Origin of the sequence: Pseudodesulfovibrio aespoeensis Aspo-2 (assembly GCF_000176915.2) — a bacterium.
Classification (GTDB): Bacteria; Desulfobacterota; Desulfovibrionia; order Desulfovibrionales; family Desulfovibrionaceae; genus Pseudodesulfovibrio; species Pseudodesulfovibrio aespoeensis.
The window spans coordinates 3,320,089-3,341,872 of sequence record NC_014844.1; the positions used below are offsets into that span (position 1 = coordinate 3,320,089).

Annotated in this window: 21 protein-coding genes; 11 read left to right on the forward strand and 10 right to left on the reverse strand. The window is 64.5% G+C overall.

Going from position 1 to position 21,784, the window contains the following annotated elements; all coding sequences use genetic code 11:
- Positions 1 to 30: 30 nt before the first annotated feature.
- Positions 31 to 717 carry a response regulator transcription factor gene (locus DAES_RS15390; protein WP_013515962.1) on the reverse strand — a complete coding sequence of 229 codons (687 nt, stop codon included), beginning with the start codon at positions 715 to 717 and terminating at the stop codon, positions 31 to 33.
- 280 nt (positions 718 to 997) lie between these two features.
- Between DAES_RS15390 and DAES_RS15395 the strand changes: the two genes are divergently transcribed.
- Positions 998 to 1,213 (forward strand): hypothetical protein, encoded by a 216-nt coding sequence (locus DAES_RS15395; protein WP_013515963.1) that lies wholly within the window; start codon positions 998 to 1,000, stop codon positions 1,211 to 1,213.
- 79 nt (positions 1,214 to 1,292) lie between these two features.
- Here DAES_RS15395 and DAES_RS15400 read toward each other — a convergent pair whose 3' ends face one another.
- Positions 1,293 to 2,456: a DegT/DnrJ/EryC1/StrS family aminotransferase gene (locus DAES_RS15400; RefSeq protein ID WP_013515964.1), complete on the reverse strand. Its 1,164-nt coding sequence runs from the start codon at positions 2,454 to 2,456 to the stop codon at positions 1,293 to 1,295.
- Positions 2,457 to 2,540: 84 nt separating this feature from the next.
- Positions 2,541 to 3,044, reverse strand: a complete 504-nt coding sequence (locus DAES_RS15405; protein WP_013515965.1) for a hypothetical protein — start codon at positions 3,042 to 3,044, stop codon at positions 2,541 to 2,543.
- A 281-nt stretch (positions 3,045 to 3,325) separates the two neighbouring features.
- Between DAES_RS15405 and hisI the strand changes: the two genes are divergently transcribed.
- A complete protein-coding gene (gene hisI / locus DAES_RS15410; RefSeq protein WP_013515966.1) occupies positions 3,326 to 3,700 on the forward strand; it encodes a phosphoribosyl-AMP cyclohydrolase in 375 nt (124 codons plus the stop codon).
- On the forward strand, positions 3,700 to 4,578 hold the full coding sequence (gene hisG / locus DAES_RS15415) for an ATP phosphoribosyltransferase (protein WP_013515967.1): 879 nt from the start codon (positions 3,700 to 3,702) through the stop codon (positions 4,576 to 4,578). Before hisI ends, hisG begins: the two co-directional genes overlap by 1 nt.
- Positions 4,579 to 4,699: 121 nt before the next feature.
- Here hisG and rfaE2 read toward each other — a convergent pair whose 3' ends face one another.
- Together rfaE2 and DAES_RS15425 are read right to left on the reverse strand one after the other, a co-directional pair.
- Positions 4,700 to 5,203 (reverse strand): D-glycero-beta-D-manno-heptose 1-phosphate adenylyltransferase, encoded by a 504-nt coding sequence (rfaE2, locus tag DAES_RS15420; RefSeq protein WP_013515968.1) that lies wholly within the window; start codon positions 5,201 to 5,203, stop codon positions 4,700 to 4,702.
- A gap of 3 nt (positions 5,204 to 5,206) precedes the next feature.
- Positions 5,207 to 5,974, reverse strand: coding sequence for a YkgJ family cysteine cluster protein (locus DAES_RS15425; RefSeq protein WP_013515969.1), 768 nt, complete (start codon positions 5,972 to 5,974; stop codon positions 5,207 to 5,209).
- A 180-nt stretch (positions 5,975 to 6,154) separates the two neighbouring features.
- Between DAES_RS15425 and selD the strand changes: the two genes are divergently transcribed.
- The gene (gene selD / locus DAES_RS15430) at positions 6,155 to 7,201 is read left to right on the forward strand and encodes a selenide, water dikinase SelD (RefSeq protein WP_083808674.1); all 1,047 of its coding nucleotides are present in this window, start codon (positions 6,155 to 6,157) and stop codon (positions 7,199 to 7,201) included.
- Between the two features lie 7 nt (positions 7,202 to 7,208).
- Here the strand turns inward: selD and DAES_RS17085 are convergent, their stop codons facing one another.
- On the reverse strand, positions 7,209 to 11,774 hold the full coding sequence (locus DAES_RS17085; protein WP_013515971.1) for a PAS domain S-box protein: 4,566 nt from the start codon (positions 11,772 to 11,774) through the stop codon (positions 7,209 to 7,211).
- A gap of 214 nt (positions 11,775 to 11,988) precedes the next feature.
- Between DAES_RS17085 and DAES_RS15440 the strand changes: the two genes are divergently transcribed.
- The 3 genes from DAES_RS15440 to DAES_RS15450 are packed head-to-tail and all read left to right on the forward strand — an operon-like array spanning position 11,989 to position 13,354.
- On the forward strand, positions 11,989 to 12,237 hold the full coding sequence (locus tag DAES_RS15440; protein WP_013515972.1) for a hypothetical protein: 249 nt from the start codon (positions 11,989 to 11,991) through the stop codon (positions 12,235 to 12,237).
- Positions 12,234 to 12,725, forward strand: a complete 492-nt coding sequence (locus tag DAES_RS15445) for an acyl-CoA thioesterase (protein ID WP_013515973.1) — start codon at positions 12,234 to 12,236, stop codon at positions 12,723 to 12,725. The genes DAES_RS15440 and DAES_RS15445 overlap by 4 nt, the downstream gene beginning before the upstream one ends.
- Positions 12,726 to 12,757: 32 nt before the next feature.
- The gene (locus DAES_RS15450) at positions 12,758 to 13,354 is read left to right on the forward strand and encodes a VOC family protein (protein WP_013515974.1); all 597 of its coding nucleotides are present in this window, start codon (positions 12,758 to 12,760) and stop codon (positions 13,352 to 13,354) included.
- Positions 13,355 to 13,373: 19 nt separating this feature from the next.
- On the opposite strand, the gene DAES_RS15455 is transcribed toward DAES_RS15450, so the two are convergent.
- Positions 13,374 to 14,639, reverse strand: a complete 1,266-nt coding sequence (locus DAES_RS15455) for an HDOD domain-containing protein (RefSeq protein ID WP_013515975.1) — start codon at positions 14,637 to 14,639, stop codon at positions 13,374 to 13,376.
- A gap of 143 nt (positions 14,640 to 14,782) precedes the next feature.
- Between DAES_RS15455 and sfsA the strand changes: the two genes are divergently transcribed.
- From sfsA to DAES_RS15475, 4 genes are all read left to right on the forward strand, one after another.
- Positions 14,783 to 15,502 carry a DNA/RNA nuclease SfsA gene (sfsA, locus tag DAES_RS15460; protein WP_041271471.1) on the forward strand — a complete coding sequence of 240 codons (720 nt, stop codon included), beginning with the start codon at positions 14,783 to 14,785 and terminating at the stop codon, positions 15,500 to 15,502.
- Complete coding sequence (locus DAES_RS15465; RefSeq protein ID WP_013515977.1) at positions 15,499 to 16,347, forward strand: DMT family transporter; 849 nt, start codon at positions 15,499 to 15,501, stop codon at positions 16,345 to 16,347. The genes sfsA and DAES_RS15465 overlap by 4 nt, the downstream gene beginning before the upstream one ends.
- Before the next feature lie 166 nt (positions 16,348 to 16,513).
- Positions 16,514 to 17,845 (forward strand): tetratricopeptide repeat protein, encoded by a 1,332-nt coding sequence (locus DAES_RS15470; protein ID WP_013515978.1) that lies wholly within the window; start codon positions 16,514 to 16,516, stop codon positions 17,843 to 17,845.
- A gap of 91 nt (positions 17,846 to 17,936) precedes the next feature.
- Complete coding sequence (locus DAES_RS15475; RefSeq protein ID WP_013515979.1) at positions 17,937 to 19,457, forward strand: tetratricopeptide repeat protein; 1,521 nt, start codon at positions 17,937 to 17,939, stop codon at positions 19,455 to 19,457.
- A 20-nt stretch (positions 19,458 to 19,477) separates the two neighbouring features.
- Here the strand turns inward: DAES_RS15475 and metW are convergent, their stop codons facing one another.
- The 3 genes from metW to DAES_RS15490 are packed head-to-tail and all read right to left on the reverse strand — an operon-like array spanning position 19,478 to position 21,783.
- Positions 19,478 to 20,098, reverse strand: coding sequence for a methionine biosynthesis protein MetW (gene metW / locus DAES_RS15480; protein ID WP_013515980.1), 621 nt, complete (start codon positions 20,096 to 20,098; stop codon positions 19,478 to 19,480).
- Positions 20,088 to 21,329 (reverse strand): homoserine O-acetyltransferase MetX, encoded by a 1,242-nt coding sequence (gene metX, locus DAES_RS15485; RefSeq protein ID WP_013515981.1) that lies wholly within the window; start codon positions 21,327 to 21,329, stop codon positions 20,088 to 20,090. The genes metW and metX overlap by 11 nt, the downstream gene beginning before the upstream one ends.
- Before the next feature lie 52 nt (positions 21,330 to 21,381).
- Positions 21,382 to 21,783, reverse strand: a complete 402-nt coding sequence (locus tag DAES_RS15490; RefSeq protein ID WP_013515982.1) for a rhodanese-like domain-containing protein — start codon at positions 21,781 to 21,783, stop codon at positions 21,382 to 21,384.
- Between the last annotated feature and the right edge of the window lies 1 nt (position 21,784).

Below are 21,784 nucleotides of genomic sequence, written 5' to 3' on the forward strand. Positions count from 1 at the left end.
CGATTCCGCTTCATGAGACGCGGATGAAACTCAGGAACGAAAACGGTACCCGACGCCGCGAACGGTTTCTATCCACTCGGCATAAGGGCCGAGCTTCTGGCGCAGCCGACGCACATGGGTGTCCACGGTGCGGGAGTAGCCTTCAAAATGGGTGTCCCAGACCGTGTCCAGCAGGTTGTCGCGGGTCTGGACCTTGCCGCTGCCCGAGATGAGCACGGTCAGCAGCTTGAATTCCGTGGCGGTCAGGGTCGCCTCTTCTCCGTCCACCGTGATCTGGTGGGCCTCGAAGTCGATGCGCAGCCCCTCGCGCTCCCACGCCTTGGGGGCCTTGGGCTCACGCCCGCCCGCCCGGCGCAGCACGGCCTTGATGCGCAGGACCAGCTCTCGCGGCGAGAAGGGCTTGACGATGTAGTCGTCCGCACCCAGCTCAAGGCCCACGATCTTGTCGATCTCCTCGCCCTTGGCCGTGAGCATGATCACCGGGATGCGCGACAGCGAACTGTTGCCCTTGATCTGGCGGCAGACCTCAAGTCCGTCCATGCCCGGCATCATCAGGTCAAGCAGCACGATGTCCGGCTTGAACGCCTCGGCCAGGGCCAGGCCCGATGCGCCGTCTTCTGCCGCAGCCACGTCGAATCCGGCGGCGGTCAGGTTGTATTTGAGCAGTTCCCGGGTGTCTTTGTGGTCTTCGACCACCAGTATCTTGTGGGCGGACACGGCGCGTCTCCTTGCTGGCGATGAATTGTTACGGCCTGCTATACCCAAGTCCCTTCATGCCGGTGTTACAATCCAGTAACTTTATCGCAACAAAATGTCACCTGTTCAGTGGTTGACCACGCAAAGAGAGGCGTGGCGGAACGCACTGCCCTGCCCAGGCGGCACCCCTATCACCCGCCTGGAACAAATGTCGATTTTTCCCCTTAAGCGGTTCACCAAACAGGCCGATATGGAGTGTGGAGCAGGCGCGACGCCACACTCTCGACTGGAGAAAAAACGCATGTACTACCACGGCTTCGACAAGAAATTTCCTTCGGGAAGCAAGTATTGGACGGTATACGATGACCAGCTCATCGGCATGCTGTTTTCAAAGATAGTGAACAAGACCATGAGTGTGGAGATGGCCGGAGCGGATTCGGAGGAACTGGTCGACGAGATGGTGCACAATCTGTTCGACCTGTGCTTCTACATCAACAAGGATTTCCACGACTGCTAGCAGCAGAACCCTTCTCATCCATTTGGAAAAGCCCGGCGCGAGCCGGGCTTTTTCGTGGATCAGGCAAAGCTGGCCGAGGTCAGGCGTTCAGGGTGCGCTTCACGGCTTCGATGACGTCGGCCACATCGGCGTCAGTCAGCTTGGCCGAAAGCGGCAGGCTCACGGTCTGGCGGCCTATGCGCACCGCGTGGGGCGTGTCGGCCAGGGTCCAGCCGAACCGCTCGCGGTAGTAGGGCTGCTCCGGAATGCTCAAATAATGCACGCCCACGCCGATGCCCTCCCTGGTGATGCGCGCCAGGAACTCGTCGCGCTCGACCCCGCAGGCGTCCGGGTCCACCAGGATGGTGTACAGATGGCGCGCATGGCAGGTGCCCGGCTCCTCGGGCGCGGGCAGGCCCAGCGGCAGGGCGGCAAAGGCGTCCTGGTACCTGTCCCATATCTCGCAACGGCGCACGAAATATTGCTCCACCCGCTTGAGCTGGTGGATGCCGATGGCGGCCTGGAGGTCCATCATGTTGTATTTGAACCCGGCCTCGATCACCTGATAGTGCTTGTAGCCCTCGTCCGAGAAACGCTTCCAGGCATCGGCGCTCATGCCGTGCAGGCCGAGCACCTTGACGTGGCGGATGGCGTCCTCGCCCGCGGCCACGACCATGCCGCCCTCGCCGGTGCAGACGTTCTTGGTGACGTAGAAGCTGAAGCAGCCGAAGTCGCCAAAGGTGCCTGCGTGGCGCCCTTTCCAGGTGGTCTCGATGGCGTGGGCGCAGTCTTCCACCACCTTGAGATCGTGCTCGCGGGCAACGGCCATGATCCGGTCCATGTCGCAGGAGCGGCCCGCGAAGTGCACCGGCAGGATGGCTCTGGTGCGCTCCGTGATCTTCTCGCGGATGCATTCGGGGTCGATGTTCTGGGTGACCGGGTCGATGTCGGCCAGCACCGGGGTGCATCCGGCGTGGATGATGGCGTTGACCGAGGCGCAGAACGTCAGCGGCGTGGTGATCACCTCGTCGCCGGGCTTGAGCCCCAGGGCCACCAGGGCCAGATGCAGGGCCGCGGTGCACGAGTTGCAGGCCGCGGCGTAAGGCGCGCCCACATAGGCGGAAAAATCCTTCTCGAACCGGGCCACCTTGGGGCCGGTGCCGAGCCAGCCGACCTCCATGGAGGCCACCACCTCGTCGATCTCGTCCTGCTCGATGCGCGGGGAACCGAAAATGAGAAAATTCTCTTTTGAACGAACGGGCATGCTCGGGAGTGCTCCTTGTGAAGGTCGTTTGCGGACGCGCGAGATTTAGCAGATATCGGACGGGTGGTAAATGGCGGCGATGGGCTAGAAATCCCAGGCGACGCCGGTGGTCAGCGCTATGTCGGGCGCGGCGTAGTGCTCGTTGCCCAAGGCGAAGGTGATGCGGGAGAAGGTCTCGGTGTGCCGGTTGGGCTTGTACTTGAAGCCGCCGCCCACCTCGGCCCAGTCCTGATCCACCGGGCCGCCGCCGTAGCTGAACCGGCTCATGCCGATCAAGTCGCCGTCCATGGAAGGCCCTCTGCGTTCGAAGCGGTGTGACCATGCGGCCCATGCCCACAGGTCGAGGTCGTCGCTGGCGGCATTGGCCTGGGAATTCGCACCGCCCAGGGTGCCAAGGCCGACCGCCGCATCCTTGCTGTCGCCTACCACGGCGCCACCTGTCGAGACGCTGTATCCATAGGTGTCGCCAGCGATCAAATACCCTGGCTGGACCAGCTCGGCGGCGTGGGCGATGCCGCCGCTTGGCGCGAGAGAGAGGTTCAGTGCGAGCAGGAAGACGAGCGCGGCCCGAGCGGGCGCTCCGGTCATGAGCCAGCCTCAAAAGGAACTGTCTGCGAGATGAGAGCCATCAATGCCCCTGTTCCCGTTCATCTCCATGGGTGCGCACCGGGTGTTGCCTATCATTCTCACACCATAGTACGAGGGGCGTTATCAGCATATTGCCGGGGAGGTAAATCCGGCGGCCATTCTTCAGAGTGGCATCCGGGTGACACATATCGCCGACGGTTGCGCTTTATTGGGGCTTTCGCTATGTAACTCGCCCGGCCCGCACCTGGACCGGACCAAAACCATCTGATACGAGGTACCGCATGATCAGACCGGATTTTGAAAAAATGGACGGGCTTGTCCCGGCCATCGCCCAGGACGCCGAGACCGGCGAAGTCCTGATGATGGCCTACATGAACGAGGAAGCGTGGAACAAGACCCTGGAAAGCGGCGAGGTCCATTACTGGAGCCGGAGCCGTCAGGAGTTGTGGCATAAGGGCGGTACCTCAGGCCATACCCAGACGGTGAAGTCCATCCGCATCGATTGCGACGACGACACCGTGCTCTTTCTCATTGACCAGATCGGCGGCGCGGCCTGCCACAAGGGCTATCGCAGCTGCTTTTATCGCGAACTCAAGGACGGCGAGGTCCGGGAATGCTCCCCCCTCGTCTTCGACCCCAAAGAGGTATACAAATAATGTCCACTCAGTTTCTTCGTCTCGGCGTGCCCAAAGGTTCCCTTCAGGATGCGACCATCAAGCTGTTCGGCAAGGCCGGATGGAAGATCAAGCTCCACGACCGCAACTACTTCCCGGATATCGACGACGAGCGCATCAAGTGCTCCCTGGCCCGCGCCCAGGAGATGTCCATGTATGTGGAAAACGGCACCTTTGATGTCGGCCTGACCGGCATGGACTGGATCAAGGAAAACAAGTCCGATGTCGTGATCGTCGATGACCTGATCTACTCCAAGGTCAGCAACGGCAAGGCGCGCTGGGTTCTCTGCGTCAAGGGCGACTCGCCCTACAAGCGGCCCGAAGACCTCGAGGGCAAGAAGATCGCCACCGAGCTGGTCGGCTTCACCCGCGAATACTTCGAGTCCCTGGGCGTCAACGTCGATGTCTCGTTTTCCTGGGGCACCACCGAGGCCAAGGTGGTCGAAGACCTGTGCGACGGCATCGTGGAAATCACCGAGACCGGCACCACCATCCGGGCCAACGGCCTGCGCATCATCGCCGAACTGATGCAGACCAACACCCAGCTCATCGCCAACAAGGCCGCCTGGGAAGACCCCAGGAAACGCAAGCTCATCCAGGAGATCAACCTCCTGCTCCAGGGCGCGCTCAAGGCCGACAGAATGGTCGGGCTGAAAATGAACCTGCCCAAGCACAAGCTGGCCGAACTCAACGGCTCCCTGCCCAGCCTCAACTCGCCCACCGTGGCCGAGTTGCAGGACCCGGCCTGGCTGTCTGTCGAAGTCATGGTGGAGGAGAAGATTGTTCGGGATCTGATTCCGCGGCTCAAGGAGTTCGGGGCAGAGGGAATCATCGAGTATCCGCTGAACAAGGTCATCTGATCCGTTGGGAATATGTTTGAAGCGAAAGCCGGAAGATCCGAAGGGGTCTTCCGGCTTTTTTGATTGAGCCAGAGCAGGGAGCGGGAAGAGAAGCGGGGAAAAGATACGAAAGCCGCCTTCCCTATCCCTCTTCCTTCACACCGCCCTTGCGAATCCTCGCCACAAACCCGGTGGTGGAATACCCCGGCAGCAGCGGCAGACTGCGCACAACCCCGCCAGACTGCTCCACCACCTCGCGCCCGACGATAGCCTCCGGCGTCCAGTCGCCGCCCTTGACCAGCACCTGGGGCCGGACCGCCTTGATCAGCTCAAGGGGCGTGGATTCATGAAACACGATGATGCAATCCACACAGGCCAGACCAGCCAGGACAAAGGCGCGCTCCTCCTGGGTGTTGAGAGGGCGGTCGTCGCCCTTGCCGAGCCTCTTCACGGACTCGTCCGAGTTGAGCCCCAGCACCAGGGAGTCGCCCAGGGCGCGGGCGCGCGCCAGCAGGTCCACATGGCCGGGGTGCAGGATGTCAAAGCAGCCGTTGGTGAAGACCAGCCGGTGGCTTGGCGGCAGCTCCGCCTTCTTCTTGAGAAAGGTGCGGATGGACATGAGCTTGGGGTTGGCGGGCAGGGCCATGCGCTATCTCCTGGGCTTGAGGTTCGGGGTGGCATGAAAAAGCATCAGCTCGATCCAGTCCATGGCGAATTCCAGGGCCGTCTCCTCGTCCTCCAGTATCGCCTTGTGGCGGTTTTCGTCCAGGTCCAGACGGTCGAAGAGGTGCGTCTGAATGATGAACCGCTGGAACTCGTCGAGCTTGTACAGGGCCAGGGTGGCCAGATGGCCCATCTTCTCGGGCACCGGGGCCCCGGTCTGGCGGATGCGGGCCAGGATGTTCATGTAGCGGTCGTTGCTGGCCGTGTAGGCCACGAACCCCTGATCCTGCTTCCACGACGCGCCGGTCCACTCGTCCTTTTCGTTGAAGCCGAGACAGTGATCCTCCCGGACGATGAAGAACTGCTCGCTCACCCCGCCAGCGCCGTCAGGCCGGGTGGCGCGGCCCAGGGGATACATGCGGCAGGCGCCGGGCCTGTCGGCGTAGACCGAGCATCCCTGTTCGCGGACAAAGGGGCAGGCGCGGGCCTCGTTGTCGGTCATGCGCAGGCGGAATTCGGGAAAGTTGGTCTCCGGGGCCATGTGCATGGTGGTGTGGCTGCGCAGGAACTCGACACTGCCCATGTTCAGGCTGCGGCGCAGGCGCAGTATGTCGTAGGGGGTGAGCACCAGGTTCAGGTCGCTGCAACAGGCGTTGAAGCAGGCGACGCCGGGGCGACATTTGAAATGGTATGTCTTTCCTTCTTCCAGCTCAGGCAGGCTGGCCAGGAATTCCTTGGTCTGATCGTCGCTCATGATGTCTCCTGGATGGGCCGCCCCCATGCGGGGCTGCCGGCGGCAGGAAAATTCCCGCCGCCGGCAGGGGTGTCCTAGCACGGTGTCGGCCTGAAGGCAAAGTGTGCAAAGGCATGGCCCGCGAAGACGGCTTTGCATTCGCCCGGCTCTCTGATAGGACGGGGAGGCAAAGGAGGGCACATGCCGAAGCTGAAGCTTGTGAGCATGGTCAAAGCGGCCGGCTGAGCCGCCAAGATCGCTCCGGGGGACCTGGAGCAGGCACTGTCGGGCATGTATGCCCGCAAGGACGACCGCGTGTTGGCCGGAGGCCCCGGCGACAACGAGGACGCTGTGGTGTTGTCCTTTCCCCCTGGCAAGGCCCTGGTCCAGACCGTGGACTTCTTCACCCCGGTGGTCAACGATCCCTACCGGTTTGGCCGCATTGCCGCTGCCAACGCCCTGTCCGATATCTATGCCATGGGCGGCACGCCCTTTTCGACCATGAACATCGTCTGCTTTCCCATGAAAAAACTCTCGGGCGCGGTCTTGCGCGAGGTCTTGCGCGGCGGACGCGACACGGTGGAGGAGGCCGGGGCCATCCCCTCGGGCGGCCACAGCGTGGAGGACGACGAGATCAAGTACGGGCTGGCCGTGTCCGGCGTGGTCGATCCCTCCCGGTTCGCCTCCAACCGGGGCGTGCGTCCGGGCGACCGGCTCATCCTGACCAAGCCCATCGGCACCGGCGTGCTGGCCACGGCCATCAAGGGCGAGATGCCCGGCTGCGACGCGATGGAGGAGACCCTGTTCGAGGTGTGCGGGCGGCTCAACCGGGCTGGGGGCGAGGTCATCGCCGCCCTGGGCCTGACCGGGGCCACGGACATCACCGGCTTTGGCCTGGGCGGCCACCTGATCGAGCTGGCCGACGCCAGCCGGGTGACCATCGACCTGCACATGGAGTCTGTGCCGCTCATTCCCGGCGCGCTGGAGCTGGCGGCCATGGGCATGCTCCCGGCAGGGTCCATCTGCAACCGCACCCACTATCTGCGGCGCACCACTGTGGCCCAGGGCCTCGACCCGGTTCACCTGGACATGATGTTCGACGCCCAGACCTCGGGCGGGCTGGTGCTGGCCGTGCCGCCGGACGCGTTCGACCGGGCAGTCGCCATGCTTGAGGCCGCCGGAGACCTGGCCGCCCCCATCGGCACGGCCAGGGCCAGGAGCGACAACACCCCCCTGACCATTCTCTGATCTCTGCTCACCGACCGGATTCGAGCAGCACCCGCTCCAGTTCGTCCTGCAATTCCGGCAGATCAAAGGGCTTGGCCACATAGCCCTGCATGCCCGCGTCGAGGAACCGCTTGCGGTCGCCCTCCATGGCGTGGGCGGTCAGGGCGATGATCGGGATGTCGAGGCCCAGGGTGTCGCGGATGGCGCGGGTGGTCTCCACCCCGTCCAGACCGGGCATCTGGATGTCCATGAGAATGCAGTCAAAGGCAGCGGTGGCCAGTATCTCGATGGCCTCCTCGCCGCTCTCGGCGCAGGCGGCCTCGTGGCCGAGCTTGCCGAGCAGCCGCTGGGCCACGGCGCGGTTGGTGCGCTCGTCTTCGACCACAAGGATCGACAGCGGCCTGAACACTCCGTTTTGGCCGCTGACAGCCGGGGTGAAGGCGGCGTGATCGACGCGCCGGGCAGCCACGGTAAAGACCACGGTGGTGCCCGCCCCAAGCTCGCTGTCCACCGCGATGGTGCCACCCATGAGCGCCACCAGCCGCCGCACGATGCCAAGGCCCAGGCCCGTGCCCTGATACTTGCGGGTAAAGGAGCCGTCCACCTGGGTGAAGGGGTCGAATATCTGGTCCATCTTGTCGTCCGGGATGCCGATGCCGGTGTCGGAAACCGAGAAGAAAAGCTGCGCCCGGCCATCGGGCATGGGGTGCGCCAGGGGGTATGCCTCCACCAGCACCGAGCCGGATTCCGTGAACTTGGTGGCATTGCCCACCAGGTTGAAGAGGATCTGGCGCAGGCGGACCTTGTCGGCCAGGAAGTGGCGCGGCAGGGTCTTGTCCATGACCAGCGCCACCTCGATGCCGCGCATCCGGGCCTGATGCCGGAAAACCGCGACCACGGATTCCGCCACCTCGCCCAGGTCGAGTTCCTGGTCGTCGAGTTCGAGCTTGCCCGACTCGATCTTTGAAATGTCGAGGATGTCGTTGAGAATCTGGAGCAGGCTGCGCCCGGAGCTGAGGGCTATCTCCAGGAATTCCCGCTGCTCGCCGCCCAGGATGGTGAGCTGGAGCAGCTGGAGCATGCCCAGCAGCCCGTTGAGCGGCGTGCGTATCTCGTGACTCATGTTGGCGAGAAACTCGTTCTTGGCCAGGCTGGCCGCCTCGGCCTTGGCCATGGCCCGCTTGAGCTCCTGCTCCATGACTTTGAGGTCCGTGATGTCCGTGGCCATGTGCATGTGCACCAGCCGCCCCTCAAGCCACTCGATGGCCCGATCGTGGTTGAGATACCAGCGGCCCGTGATCTGGCTGTGCCACTCCCGGACCAGGGTGCCGACCGGCGCGCCGCGCCCGTTGAGCAGGGCGGGCTTGGGGCAGACCTGGCACTGCCGGGACTCGCCCCGAAGGATTTCGTGACACAGGGAATCCTGGCCGCTGGTGCCGTAGGTCTCCTGAATGTGGGCGTTCATGAACAGCACCTCATGGCTGTCCAGCTCCGAGACGTAGATGTTGGCGTCGATGCCGTCCAGGATGGTCAGCAGCCGCTCGTGGGACTGGGCCAGTTCCCTGGCCGCCTGCCGCTCCTGGGTCACGTCGCGGGTGGAGCCAAAGACGCGTCTGAGCCTGCCGCGCCCGTCCGTCTCCGGGATGGCCACGCCCACCAGCACCCCCTGGGAGCCATCGTCCCGGAGGCAGCGGAACTCGACTTCAACTGGCCGCATGTCTCGAAGCAGGCTTGTCCACGCCTCGACGAGCCGGGGGGTGTCGCCCGAATGAATGTGCCGATTGAGGATGTGCCCGATGTCCGGGGCCGACCCGTCCGGCTCCAGGCCGAAGAGGCGGAACTGCCCGTCCGTCCAGTGGTTCGCGCCGGTATCGAGGTCGTGCTCCCAGCCGCCGGTCAGGCTGATGCGCTGCACCTCGTTGAGCAGTTCGCGGCTCCAGCGCAGGGCCTGCTCGGCCTGGTGCCGCTCGGTCAGGTCGTAGGCGTAGACAAAGAGATACTCCTTGCCGCCGTAGACCTTGTAGTGGCTGACGATCTCCACGGGCAGTTCGCGCCCGTCGCGGCAACGGTGGACCGTTTCGAACCGCCTGATGTCCTCAAGCCGCCGCGCGTTCCAGTATTCGGCCCAGGTATCGGGTGAGAACAAGGGGCAGATATCCGATACGGTCATGGCCAGCAGGTCGTCCTGCCCGTAGCCGAGGCTGGAGCAACCATGGTCGTTGACGTAGACGTACCGCCCGCTCCTGTCGATCCAGTAGATGCTGACCGGGGCCATGTCCACGGAGAACTGGGTCAGCCGGAGCGCCTCCTCCACCCGCTTGCGCCCGGTGATGTCGATGATGCTGCCCTCGAAGAGTTCCGGCTCGTTGCCCAGCCCCCGGCTCAGCCGGCTGTTGATGGACACCCAAAGGGTGCCGCCCCCCTTGCGCCGGATGAGAATCTCGAACTGGCGGACCTCACCGTGCTGGATCAAGGCTTGGACCAACCTGTCGCGGTCCTTGGGATCGTAATAGAATTGCGTGGTGATGTCGGTGATGGCGTCCATGAACTCCTGGGGCGAATCGTAGCCCGTGAGCCGGACCAAGGCCGGATTGACGCTGACGAACCGCCCCTGCGGGGTGGACTGGTACAGCCCCTCCACTGAATTTTCAAAGAGATTGCGGTAGTTGCGCTCGCTCCTGACCAGCTCGGCCTCGGCCCGCTTGCGCCCCGATATGTCCGCGGCCATGGCCAGGACACCCTGGTAGCGCCCGTCGTCGCCCAGAATCGGCGAGGCCGAGACCAAAGCCCAGACCGAGCTGCCGTCCTTGCACCGGTAGCGCTGTTCGAACTGGTCCGAGAGCCCCTGCCGCCTGCGCACCAGGTGTTCTTCGAGCCGGGGAATGTCCTCAGGGTAGAGAAGCGCGGACACGGGTTTGCCCAGCAGCTCGTAGACCGCGTAGCCGAGCATCCGGCACAGCACCTTGTTGGCGAACCGGATGTTCCCGTTGGGACCGATGGAGATGATGCCCTCGTTGGCCGTCTCCACTATGCGCCGGTAGCGCGCCTCGCTCTCGCGCAGGCTGCGCTCGACCATCTTGGCCTCGGTGATGTCGGCGATCATGACAAAGGCTCCGGCGTATTCCCCGACATCGGTCCTGATGGGCGTGGCCGAGACACGGCCCCAGGTCCTTGTCCCGTCCCGGCGCACGAACCGCTGCTCGTAGCGCACCCCGCCGCTCTTGATGGCCTGGGCGCGCCGGACGTATTCGGAATGCTCATCCGGCGGCATCAGGTCCGGCAGGGTCGCGCCGATGATGTCCTCGAAGTCGTGGCCCATAAAATCAACCATGGTCTGGTTGGCAAAGGCAATGCGGCCATCGGCGTCCATGCTCAGGATGCCCTCGTTGGCTGTCTCCAACATGCGCCGGTAGCGCGCCTCGCTCTCTCGCAAGGCCTCCTCCGCCCTGGTCCTCTCGGTCGTGTCCTTGGCAAAGATAGCCACCCCGTCAACCTCTCCGTCCTGGCCGAACACGGGGTAAAGGGTGAGATCGAAGTGCCTTCCCTTGAGATGGCCCTTGCGCGACACCGGCCTGCCCGTCTGAGCCACCTGCCTGAAGGACTCTCGCCAACTCTCGACCCTTTCCTGAGGCAGATGGTCGAACAGGCTGAGCCCGGCAGCTTCTTCAGGGTCAAGATCAAGCCGTGCGGCCATATTCCCATTGATGATGCTGATGGTGCCATCCGTGCCATAGAGGCCGACATCCTCGACAGTGGCATCAAGAAGGGCGCGCAGGGCGCGTTCGTTGCGGCGCAGCCTTTGCTCCACTTCCCTGCGGTCGCCGATAGACCGAGTGGAGCCGATGAACCCGACGCACGCCCCGGCATGGTCCAGCAGGGGGCGGGCCACAGCCTCCACCCACACGGCGCTTCCGTCTGCGTGTTGCACCTCAAGCTCCATGCGGGCCAATGGGCTTCGTTCTCCCCTGGCAACGGCGCGTCTGACGCCGTCAAGAGCCTCAAGGACCAGGGGCAGAGTCTGCGGGGTCACGAACTGGTCGACGCACCGCCCGACCACGTCTTCCGGCACTATGCCGCGAAGTCTGCCCACCGAGGGGCTGACATAGGTGTACCGAAGGTCGTTATCCACAGTCCAGACGACATCCTCGGTGTTTTCGGCCACCAGCCGGTGTATCCGGGCGTCCCCGGCCACGGTCCGGGCGTCGGCCTCCCCCTGGGGATACAGGAAGTGGGCAAGGCTGAACCCGGCCCCGGCTCCGTCAGGGCGACGAATCTCGGCCCGGACCTCGACGGCGCAACCGTCCCTGCCCAGCATGGTCAGACAAACCGGGCTTTCCGGGCTGGAGCCGTCGGCTGCCCACACCTGGGGCGGACCAGCCAGAAAGTCGTCAAGGGGTCGGCCCGTGGCCTCTTCCCGGCTGAAGCCGAGCAGGGCGAGCCAGGCCCGGTTGACGGCCACGATCCGGCCTTGGTCATCCAGACAGTGGCACGGCAGCGGCACCAGGTCGAAATACGGCCCGGCAGGCCCATGCGCCGCCGGGTCGGTCGCTCGGCCATGGTTCGCCGCCTCTGATTTCGTGCCTTTCCTGCCCATGGATCACGCTCCTGTCCGGTCGTGGTTGGAATTGGGTCCGGTCCTTGCCCAACCTGTACCATTTTACAGATCAACATGTGATTATTTTACCGGAAAAGCCTGTCCGGATGCGGGGCAGGCTGCTTCGCCCCTCTGAGTGGCCCGTCCGCTTGACACCGCGCGGCACGCTCTGTCATCAAAAAGCATGACAGCCTGAAATCAGCGGGAGGCCCAGATGAGCAGAAAAGTGCGCTCGGTCCGTGTACCCAGGGAACTTGAGACAATGAACCTGTCCAGCCTCGTCCACGAGTGCGAGAAGCATCTGCGCGATCTTGAGTCCGCGACCCTGTTGCGCCAGCAGGGCAATGCAGAGGCCGCCGAGGCGCTCATGCGCACGCGCCAGGCCGACCTGGGCCGCAAGGTGGGCAAGCTCGTCTGGGAAGCGCGCGTCCAGTACGGAAGAACCAAGGGAGAACAGGCATGAAGCCGAAGTCGGTCAAGGAATCCGAGGTCATCATGACCCATCTCGTGCTGCCCCAGGACGCCAACCCGGCAGGCAACCTGCACGGCGGCGTCATCCTGCGGCACATCGACACAACGGCGGGCGTGGTGGCCAAGCGGCACACCCGCGGCAACGTGGTCACCGTGTCCATCGACCGCATGGCCTTCAAGCAGCCGGCCTACATGGGCGAGCTGCTCACCTTCAAGGCCAGCCTCAACCACGTGGGCCGGTCGAGCATGGAGATAGGCGTGCGCGTGGAGGCCGAGAACCTGCGCACCGGCGAGGTCCGCCACACCAACTCCGCCTACCTGACCTTCGTGGCCCTGGACGACAACGGCAAGCCCACGCCCGTGCCGCCCCTGCTGCTGGACACCCCCACGGCCCAGCGCCGCCACCGCGAGGCCGAGCTCCGGCGCGAGCTGCGCCAGCGCGAACGGGCCCTTGAGGAGGGCAGGGAACCCCACGCCTGATCCACGGCCCGATCAAAGACCAAAGGAGCGTCATGGCAACCTACACCGGCATCAACCACCTGGCCATGGTCACCGGCGACATGGACGCCACCCTGCGCTTCTGGCGCGACCTCCTGGGCATGCGTCTGGTGGCCGGGCTGGGCCACCCCGGCTACCGCCACTATTTCCTGGAAATCTCCGGCCACGACATGATCGCCTTTTTCGAGTGGCCCGGTGTGGAGCCGGTGCCTGAAAAAGACCACGGCTTCCCGGTCAGGGGGCCGGTCTGCTTCGACCACGTCTCCTTCGAGGTGGCGGGCGAGGACGACCTGTGGGAGATCAAGGACACGCTCGACGCGGCGGACATCTGGTGCTCCGAGGTGGTGGACCACGGGTTCATCCACTCCATCTACACCTTTGATCCCAACAACATCCCCATCGAATTCAGCGCGCCCGTGCCCGGCGTGGACATCCGCAAGACCCCGGCCATGGCCGACACCGCGCCGAGCGCCGAGGCCCTCAAGGGGTTTGAGCGGCAACCCGGCGTCTGGCCGCCAGTAAGGCGGCCCACGCCCAAAGACGAGCGCGCGGCCTACGAAGGAGAGGGGGAAAAGATTCTTGAAGCCATCAGGAAGCGGACAAAGGGGTGATCGCGCCGATCCGGGCGACTCAGCCGTCTTCGGGAAAAAAGGCGGTCATGACATCCGAGGCCTGACGCTCGGCCTGGCGCACGATATCCGGCAGGTCGGCCTCGCGCAGGCCGAGCTTCTTCCACGCCCTGGGGTCGAGCTCCGGGACCAGGGATGCGCCGCTTGAGCCGATGCCAAGGCCGTGGATGATGAAATCGGCCACATGGATGACCGAGGCCTCGGCGGGCATGGACGCCTCCATGGGGGTGTGGTGGTGGTGGACCAGCGCTTCGAGGAAAGGGGTCAGCCGCCAGCTCTTGAGCATCCGGCCACCGATCTCGGCGTGGGTGCAGCCCCAGACCGCCCGTTCCACGTCCACCAACGCGCGACGCCCGACCTTGGCCGGGCGCAGCACCTCGATGGTCGCCTTGAGGTGGTTTTTGAGCATGACCAGCCGCCCGATGTCGTGGAGCAGCCCGGCCACGAAGAATTTCTCGTCCCCGGCCAGCCCGGCCCGCCCGGCCAGCAGCCGGGCCACGATACCGCAGGCCACCGAATGGAGCCAGAACTCCTTGAGGGTGAAGAACTCCTCGGGCACACCCTCGAACGCGGCGATGACCGACACGCCCAGGGCCAGGTTGGTCAACTGGTTGGTGCCCACCACGGTCACGGCCCTGGACAGGGTGTCTATCCGACTCGAAAACCCGTAAAATGGCGTGTTGACCAATTTGAGCAGCTTGGCCGAAAGGGCCACATCCTTGCTGATGACCTCGGCCACGTAGGAGGCGGAGCTGCGCGGATTCTTCAGGCTCTCGGTGATCTGGAAAAAAATGTTGGGCAGCGAGGCCAGCTCCATCTCCTGCCTGACCACCGCCTCGGGGCTGATGTTCGCCTCGGTGGTGGGCGACGGGGCAAAGATGTCCACGGAGTCATCGTGCTGGCAGGCCGAGAGCATCCAGCGCGCCTGCTCCGGGCTCAGCCCGCGCGCCTGATGCAGCACGTAGAGCCGGGCCATCTCCTTGACTACGGGCTGGGACGCGCTGTTGAGCACGAACCGCTGGGCCGCCATGATCTTGCAGACTTCAAGCACTCCGGGATCGATCTGGTCAAAGGAGGTGAAGCGACCGTTCCCGGCCTCCTCCTCGCCCTGGATGTCGGCCTCGACGATGCCCCAGACCCGGCAGGTGCGGATATGCGCCTCGGTCAGCATGGCCCCGCGCGGCAGGAGCATCCGGCCCTCCCCTGTGGTCAGGTCGTCGGCCAGGATCATGCCGGGCTCAAGTTGCGATAGATTCATTTTCGGCATGCGTTTCCCTCCCCGGACGGCTATCCCCTCTGGCCCTCTTAGTCCATTTCCAACGCCCCGGCAACCCGATAAACCTTGCCTTGACGGCAAAATGGTGAGAAATCGGTTGGTTGAAGACACAAGGAGCGCCTGTTGTGGCTGGCATGCCCTGCTCAATACCCCATCCCGGCCCCTGCTGCCGGGCCCGCCTCATCGCGCGGCACAAGCGGTTCACCGTGGAGGCTGAGGCTCTGGACGGCCCTGACGCCGGACGCATTGTGCTGGCTCACACCAACAACACCGGCTCCATGCTCGGCCTGCTCAGGCCCGGCGTCACGGCCCTGCTCTCGCCCGCAGCCAGCCCGGCCCGCACGCTGCGCCACACCCTGGAGGCCCTGGAGCTGCACGGTCGGTTCGTGGGGGTCAACACCCTGACTCCCAACCGGATGCTGCGGCGCGCCTGGGAGACCCGAGCCCTGCCCGAACTCGACGACTACGACACCTTTCGCGCCGAGGCCAAGACCGGCGACAGCCGCCTGGATGCCCGCCTGGACGGCCCGCGCGGCACGCTGTGGGTGGAATGCAAGAACGTGACCCTGGTCGAGGACGAGGTGGCCTGCTTCCCTGACGCCGTGACCGGGCGCGGCCAGAAGCACCTGCGCGAGCTGATGGCCCTGGCCGCCACTGGCGCGCGCGTGGCCCTCTTCTTTCTTGTCCAGCGCACGGACGGGCGTTGTTTCGGCCCGGCGGACGTGGTGGACCCGGTCTATGCCGACCTGTTTTACGAGGCTCTGGACCGGGGCGTGGAGGCGTGGCCCTGCGTGGCCCAGGTGGACGAAACCGGCGTCAGCCTGGCCGACAGGCTCCGGGTGGTGCGGTCATGACCGGGTTCGTCATCGGGGCCGTGCTCATCAGCTTCTCGTCGGTCATGGTCAAGCTGGCCAACGTGCCGCCCGACGTGGCCGGATTCTACCGCCTGTTCGCGGGCGGCCTGGGCATGACCGTGATCCTCTGGAGGCTGGGCAAGCTCCGCCGGATGACGCCCCATGTCTGGCGCTGGTCCCTGGTCTCGGCCCTCTTCTTTGCGGCGGATTTCTTCTGCTGGCACCGATCCATCGGGCTGGTGGGGCCGGGGCTGGCCACCATGCTGGCCAATTTCCAGGTCATCGTCCTGACCGGGGTGTCCATCCTCTTCCTCAAAGAGCGGGTGTCGCGCCCGTTTCTGCTGGCCATCCCCATGGCCATGGCCGGGCTCTACCTCATGGTCGGCGTGTCCTGGGCCTCGTTCACGCCCGATTTCAGGCTGGGCGTGGGCTACGGGCTGCTCACCGCCCTGTTCTACTCCCTCTACCTGCTCGCCCTCAAGTTTTCCCTGACCAGGGCCGGGGCCGATCCCCTGGCCATGGCCGGGTCCGTGGCGCTGATCACGGGCCTGATGCTCGGCGGGCTGGGCGCGGCCCAGGGCGACTCCTTCGCCATTCCCGACACCCGCTCCCTGCTCGCCCTGGCCGCCCTGGCCCTGATCTGCCACGCCATCGGCTGGTACCTGATCACCCGGGGCATCCAGCAGGTGCGCACCTCGCTGGTCGGGCTGATCCTGCTCCTGCAACCCACCCTGTCCTATGTCTGGGATATCCTCCTGTTCGACAAGCCCACCAGCCCGGTGGAACTGACAGGCGTGGCCCTGGCCCTGACGGCCATCTACCTTGGCTCCCTCAGGCGCGAGTGAAACCCCTGCTGCGGACATCGCGCCCCAACCGGTCCGACATTGTTTCGTAACAAGAAAATAATTCTCTTCCGATGGGCTTTGTTTCATGAGACACTTGCGCCGGGGGCAACCGTATTCAACAAACACCCGCAGCCTTCGAGGGAAGAGGCACGCGCAAGAGGAACCCATGGCGGACAAGAAATACGATTCCATTGTCTACGATTTTTTCGAGAGCAGGAACGGGGCGGTCCTGCTCCTGAGCGAGGACCCGCTCTTCAAGAAGACGCTTTCCTCCACCATCTTCAAGATCCTCGGCACCAAGCGAGACTGCTTTTTTGCCTTTGAAAACGCCCAGTACGGGCTGCGCAAGCTTCAGGATTTGCGGAAAAGCAAGGTCGAGTGCATCTTCTTCATTGAACGACTGATAAACGGCAGGCCGAGCACCGACACCATCCTCACCATCAAGCGGCTGCTGCCCGACCTCAAGGTCATTGTCCTGGTGGGCGAGACCAAGCGCGAGAACATCGCCTATTTCTACGAGATCGGCGTCAACAACGTCATCTCCAAGCCCGCGTCCATGAACAACATCATCGAGAAGATGGCCTTCACCATCAAGCCCCAGGGCAAGCTGAGCGAATACATGAACCTGGGCAAGCGGTTCCTTGAAGCGGGCAAGTTCAAGGAGGCCCTGGAGGTGGGCGGCAAGATCCTCGAAGCCAAGCCCAACAGCCCGGCTGGGCTGATGCTGCGCGGCGATGTGTTTCTTGAGATGGGCAAACGCGAAGAGGCCGTGGCCAACTACATGAAGGCCCACGAAAGCTCGCGCCTCTACCTGGAGCCGCTCAAGCGGCTGGCCCTGGCCTATGAGGGAGTGGACGACGAAAAGCACCTGGAATATCTCAAGAAGCTCGACAGATTGAGCCCGCTCAACACCGAACGCAAGACCGACATCGGCAAGGTACACATGGCCCGCAAGGAGCTGGACCGGGCCGAAAAGTACTTTGACCAGGCCATTGAGACGGCCACCCGCGAGGCCATGAGTCTTGTGGGCTCTGTGGCCGAGCAGATATCCGAGGCCGTCAGCCATGCATCGCCGGAAATGTCGGAAAAATACCTGCTCAAGGTCATCGAGACCAAGGGCCAGTCGCTGAACAAGGACGACATCGCCCTGTTCAACAAGCTCGGCATCGCCCTGCGCGGCCAGGGCAAGTGGCGCGAGGCCATAGACAACTACAGCCGCGCCCTGGCCATCTCGCCTGACGACGAGGGGCTGCACTACAACATGGGCATGGCCTACTTCGACGGCGGCGACAAGCGCATGGCCGCCCGCTGCTTCGACACCGCGCTGGAGAAGAACCCGGATTTCCATAAGGAAAGCGAGGTGGCCTCCCTGAACCTGGGCACCATCTACGCCGAGCTGCGCCAGCCCGACAAGGCCATCCCGTTCCTCAAGAACGCCCTGGCCCTCAATCCGGGCAATAGCGCAGCCAAGCAGAAGCTCGACGCCCTGAGCCGGTAGCCCGCCTCCCTTGACCCAAAGGGTGCGCTTCCCTTAGGGTGGAGCCTTGCAAGGCAACCGTCACGGGCGCTTGGCGCGCCGCGGAGGGCCAATGGCGAGCCACCAATTCGACCAGATAGTCCGGTCTTTCCTTGAAACCGGAGCCATCGTCTATCTCTCTGACGACGCGGTTTTCATCCGGGCGCTCAGGAACATCGTCAGCCGCGTCATCGGGTTCAAGGGCGATGCGCTCTTCCCCATGGCCCAGACCCAGGCGGCCCTGGAAAAGTGCCTGGAACTGCGCGACGCAGGCGTTCCCTGCGTGGTCTTTGTGGAGCGGATGCTGGGCGACAAGCCGACCACCGACTTCATCATCCGCCTCAAGCGCGAGTTTCCCGTAGTGCGCATGATCGTGCTCACCTGGGAGGCCACACGCGAAACCGTGGCCTACTTCTTCGAGCTTGGCGTCAGCCAGGTGCTGGTCAAGCCCGCCTCGGCCAACAAGGTCATCGAGGATCTGGCGGCCACCATCCACCCGCCCTCGGTGCTCAAGAAGCAGATGGACCGCTGCGCGTCGCTCCTTGACGCGGGCGAGTACGACGCGGCCCTGGAAGTGACGGACCGCATCCTGCTGCTCAAGCCGGACTGCGCGCCCGGACTGGTCATGCGCGGCGATGCGCTCATGGGCATCGGGGAGGCGGACAAGGCTGTTCAGGCATACATGGCCGCCCACGAGAGCCGACCCATCTTCATGGCCCCGCTGATCAAGCTGGCAGCCGCCTTTGACAGGATGGAGGACGAGCGCGCCCTGGCCTACATGAAGGAACTCGACGAGATCAGCCCCCTCAACCCGGAACGCAAGATAGAGCTGGCCAGACAGCACCTGCAACGCGACGAGACCGAAAAGGCCGAGGCGTACCTGACCGAGAGCGTCGAGCTGGCCGAGCGCGAGCATCTCAGCATCACGGGCGACCTGACCGAGCGCATCGTGGACGCCGTGGCCGCCCGCGCCCCGGACCTGGCCGCCAAGTACCTGATGCGCGTCCTTGACGGCAAACGGGTGCTGGGCCGCGACGACCTGGTCCATTTCAACCGGCTGGGCATCGTCCTGCGCGGCCAGGGCCGGTGGAAGGAGGCCGTGGATGTCTACAAGAAGGCCTTGAATATCGCCCAAGACGATCCAGCCATCCACTACAATATGGGCCTGGCCTACTGGGAGGGCGACGAGCGGCGCACCGCCATGGGGTGCTTCGAGGCGGCCCTCAGGCTCAACCCCCGCTTCTATGAGGGCAGCATGGGCGCGGCCATGAACATCGGCTCGCTACACCTCGATCTGCGCCAGTACGAGGACGCGGTCCCCTTCTTCGAGCACGTGCTTGAGCTTGACCCGCAAAACGACACCGCGCGCCGCAGGCTGGACAGGGCCAGAAAGCGTCTTCCCCCGGTTGACAGGCGCAGCCAGGAGCGCGAAGCCCAAGCCCGCGACGAGTACAACGTGGACGATCTGGTTGCAGCCCCGACCAAGGGCCAAAGGGACAAAGGCCAAAGGGACAAGAGACAAAAGGACAAAGGACAAAAGGACAGCGAGACGAAGAAGGGCCGCTCCGGCAAGATCACCCGGCTCGACTTCTGAGCCAGAAGCGGCCTGCCCGCCTAGCTTGCCGGACCCTGCGCGCCGGGCTTTCCAAGCATGAAGATGCCAAAGGCGGCCAGCAGGTTGGGCAGCAGGGTGATGACCCGCCCCCTGGTGTCGTGATGGTGGGTGGAGATGGCCACCTCCCTGACGATGGGCACGCCGAGATCCCGGCAAAACCGCCTGAAATCCGTGATGGGAATGACCCGGATGTTGGGGCTGTCGTACCACTGGTAGGGCAGCTCCCGCGATACGGGCGCGCGCCCGGTGAAGAACATCTGGAGGCGGTTCCGTATGTGCGTGAAGTTGGGGAACGAGACGATGCACCGGCTGCCCACGCGCAGCATCTCGCGGATGAGCATGGCCGGGTCGTAGACCTGTTGCAGGGTCTGGGAGAGGATGACGTAGTCAAAGGCGTTGTCCGGATAGTCCCCGATCTCCTCGTAGATGTCGCCGTGGATGACCGAGAGCCCTTTGGCTATGGCCTCGCCCGCGGCCTTTTCGTCGATCTCTATGCCCGTGCCCAGAGTCCCCTTTTCCCGACGCAGATGATTGAGCAGCGAGCCGGTGCGGCAGCCGAGGTCGAGCACCCGCGAGCCGGGCTCGATCCAGGAGGCGATGACCTGGAGATCAAAGCGCATGGGTTCCTCTCTCTTCGCACTCCCCGGCGGAGCATTGGCCGCGCACCCTGTCGAGGAATCCCGCAATGAGCGCGTCAAGGCGCGGGTTGGGCAGCAGAAAGGCGTCGTGACCCCACGGGGCCTCGATCTCGCAAAAGCTGACATCCAGCCCGTTCTTCTTCATGGCCTTGACCATGGCCTTGGACTGGTAGGTGGGGTAGAGCCAGTCCGAGGTGAAGGAGACCACCAGGTAGCGGCAGCGCGCCCTGGCAAAGGAGGCCACCAGCGAGCCGTCGCCGTGCTGGTTTTCCAGGTTGAAGTAGTCGGCGGCCTTGGTCAGGTAGAGAAAGCTGTTGGCATCAAACCGGCTGACGAACTTGTTGCCCTGGTAGCGCAGGTAGTTCTCCACCTGAAAATCCGCCTCGAAATCAAAGGAGAGCTCGCACCGGTCCTGGAGCCTGCGGTCGAACTTGTGGCGCATGGATTCGTCGGAGAGATAGGTGATGTGGCCGATCATCCGGGCCACGGCCAGCCCGTGCTCCGGGCGGCCCGTGGCGTAGTAGTCGCCGCCGTTCCAGGCCGGGTCGGCCATGATCGCCTGCCGGGCCACCTCGTTGAAGGCGATGGCCTGGGCCGAGTGCTTGGTGGTGGTGGCCAGTGGCAGGGCCGCGCAGACCCGCTCCGGGTAGCGCACCGACCATTCGAGCACCTGCATGCCGCCCACCGATCCGCCCACCACGGCCAGCAGCCGGTCAATGCCCAGGTGGTCGATCAGGCGGCGCTGGCAGCGGACCATGTCGCCGATGGTGACTACCGGGAAGCGCGTGCCGTAGGGCGCGCCCTTGGTCGGGCCGTCGGTCGGGCCGTCTGTCGGGCCATTGGTCGGGTCTGGCGACATGGGCCCGGTGGAGCCCATGCACCCGCCGATAACGTTGGAGCAGATGACGAAATATTTGTCCGTGTCGATGGGCTTGCCCGGGCCGACCATAATGTCCCACCAGCCCGGCTTGGGATCGTCCTCCTGGTAGCGGCCCGCCACGTGCGAGTCGCCGGTCAGGGCGTGACAGACCAGCACCGCGTTGTCGCGCGCCGCGTTCAGGCTGCCGCAGGTTTCAAAGGCCAGGGCCACCGGCCCCAGCGAGCGCCCGCTCTCCAGGGTCATGGGCTCGTCCGCCGAGCCAAAGGTGAAGGCCTGTTTTTCCACCAGCCCCACGCACGGCCCGGTGTCGAGGTCGTCGAGATATTCGCTCATGGAATCATGGTACGGTCGCGGCCCGGCCCGGTCAATGGCGCAGTGGGCGGTCTCACGGCCCGGAGACCGTCTCGCCGCCCAGGATTTTCCAGGCGAGCATGCCCCAGGTGAGGTTGGTCACGGCGGTGTAGCCGCCTTTCTGCATCTGGCTGGCCACGGGCGAAGAGCGGTGGCCGGTCAGGCAGACCACCACCACGGACAGGGTCGGATCGGGCGAGACCGCGGCCAGCTCGGCCAGAGTGGCCGGGAAGGGCACGTTGACCGCGCCGGGGATGTGGAAGGACTCGAACTCGGAGCGGCTGCGCACATCGATGATCACCGGGGCGCGGCCTTCGTTGACGGCCAGCTTCAGCGCCCTCGGACTCATGGGCGAAACCCCGAACCCAAGCCACCAGCCGACGTCCCACAGGAGAAACCCGGCAAAGAGAAGCACGATAATCCACAACCAGCGCATG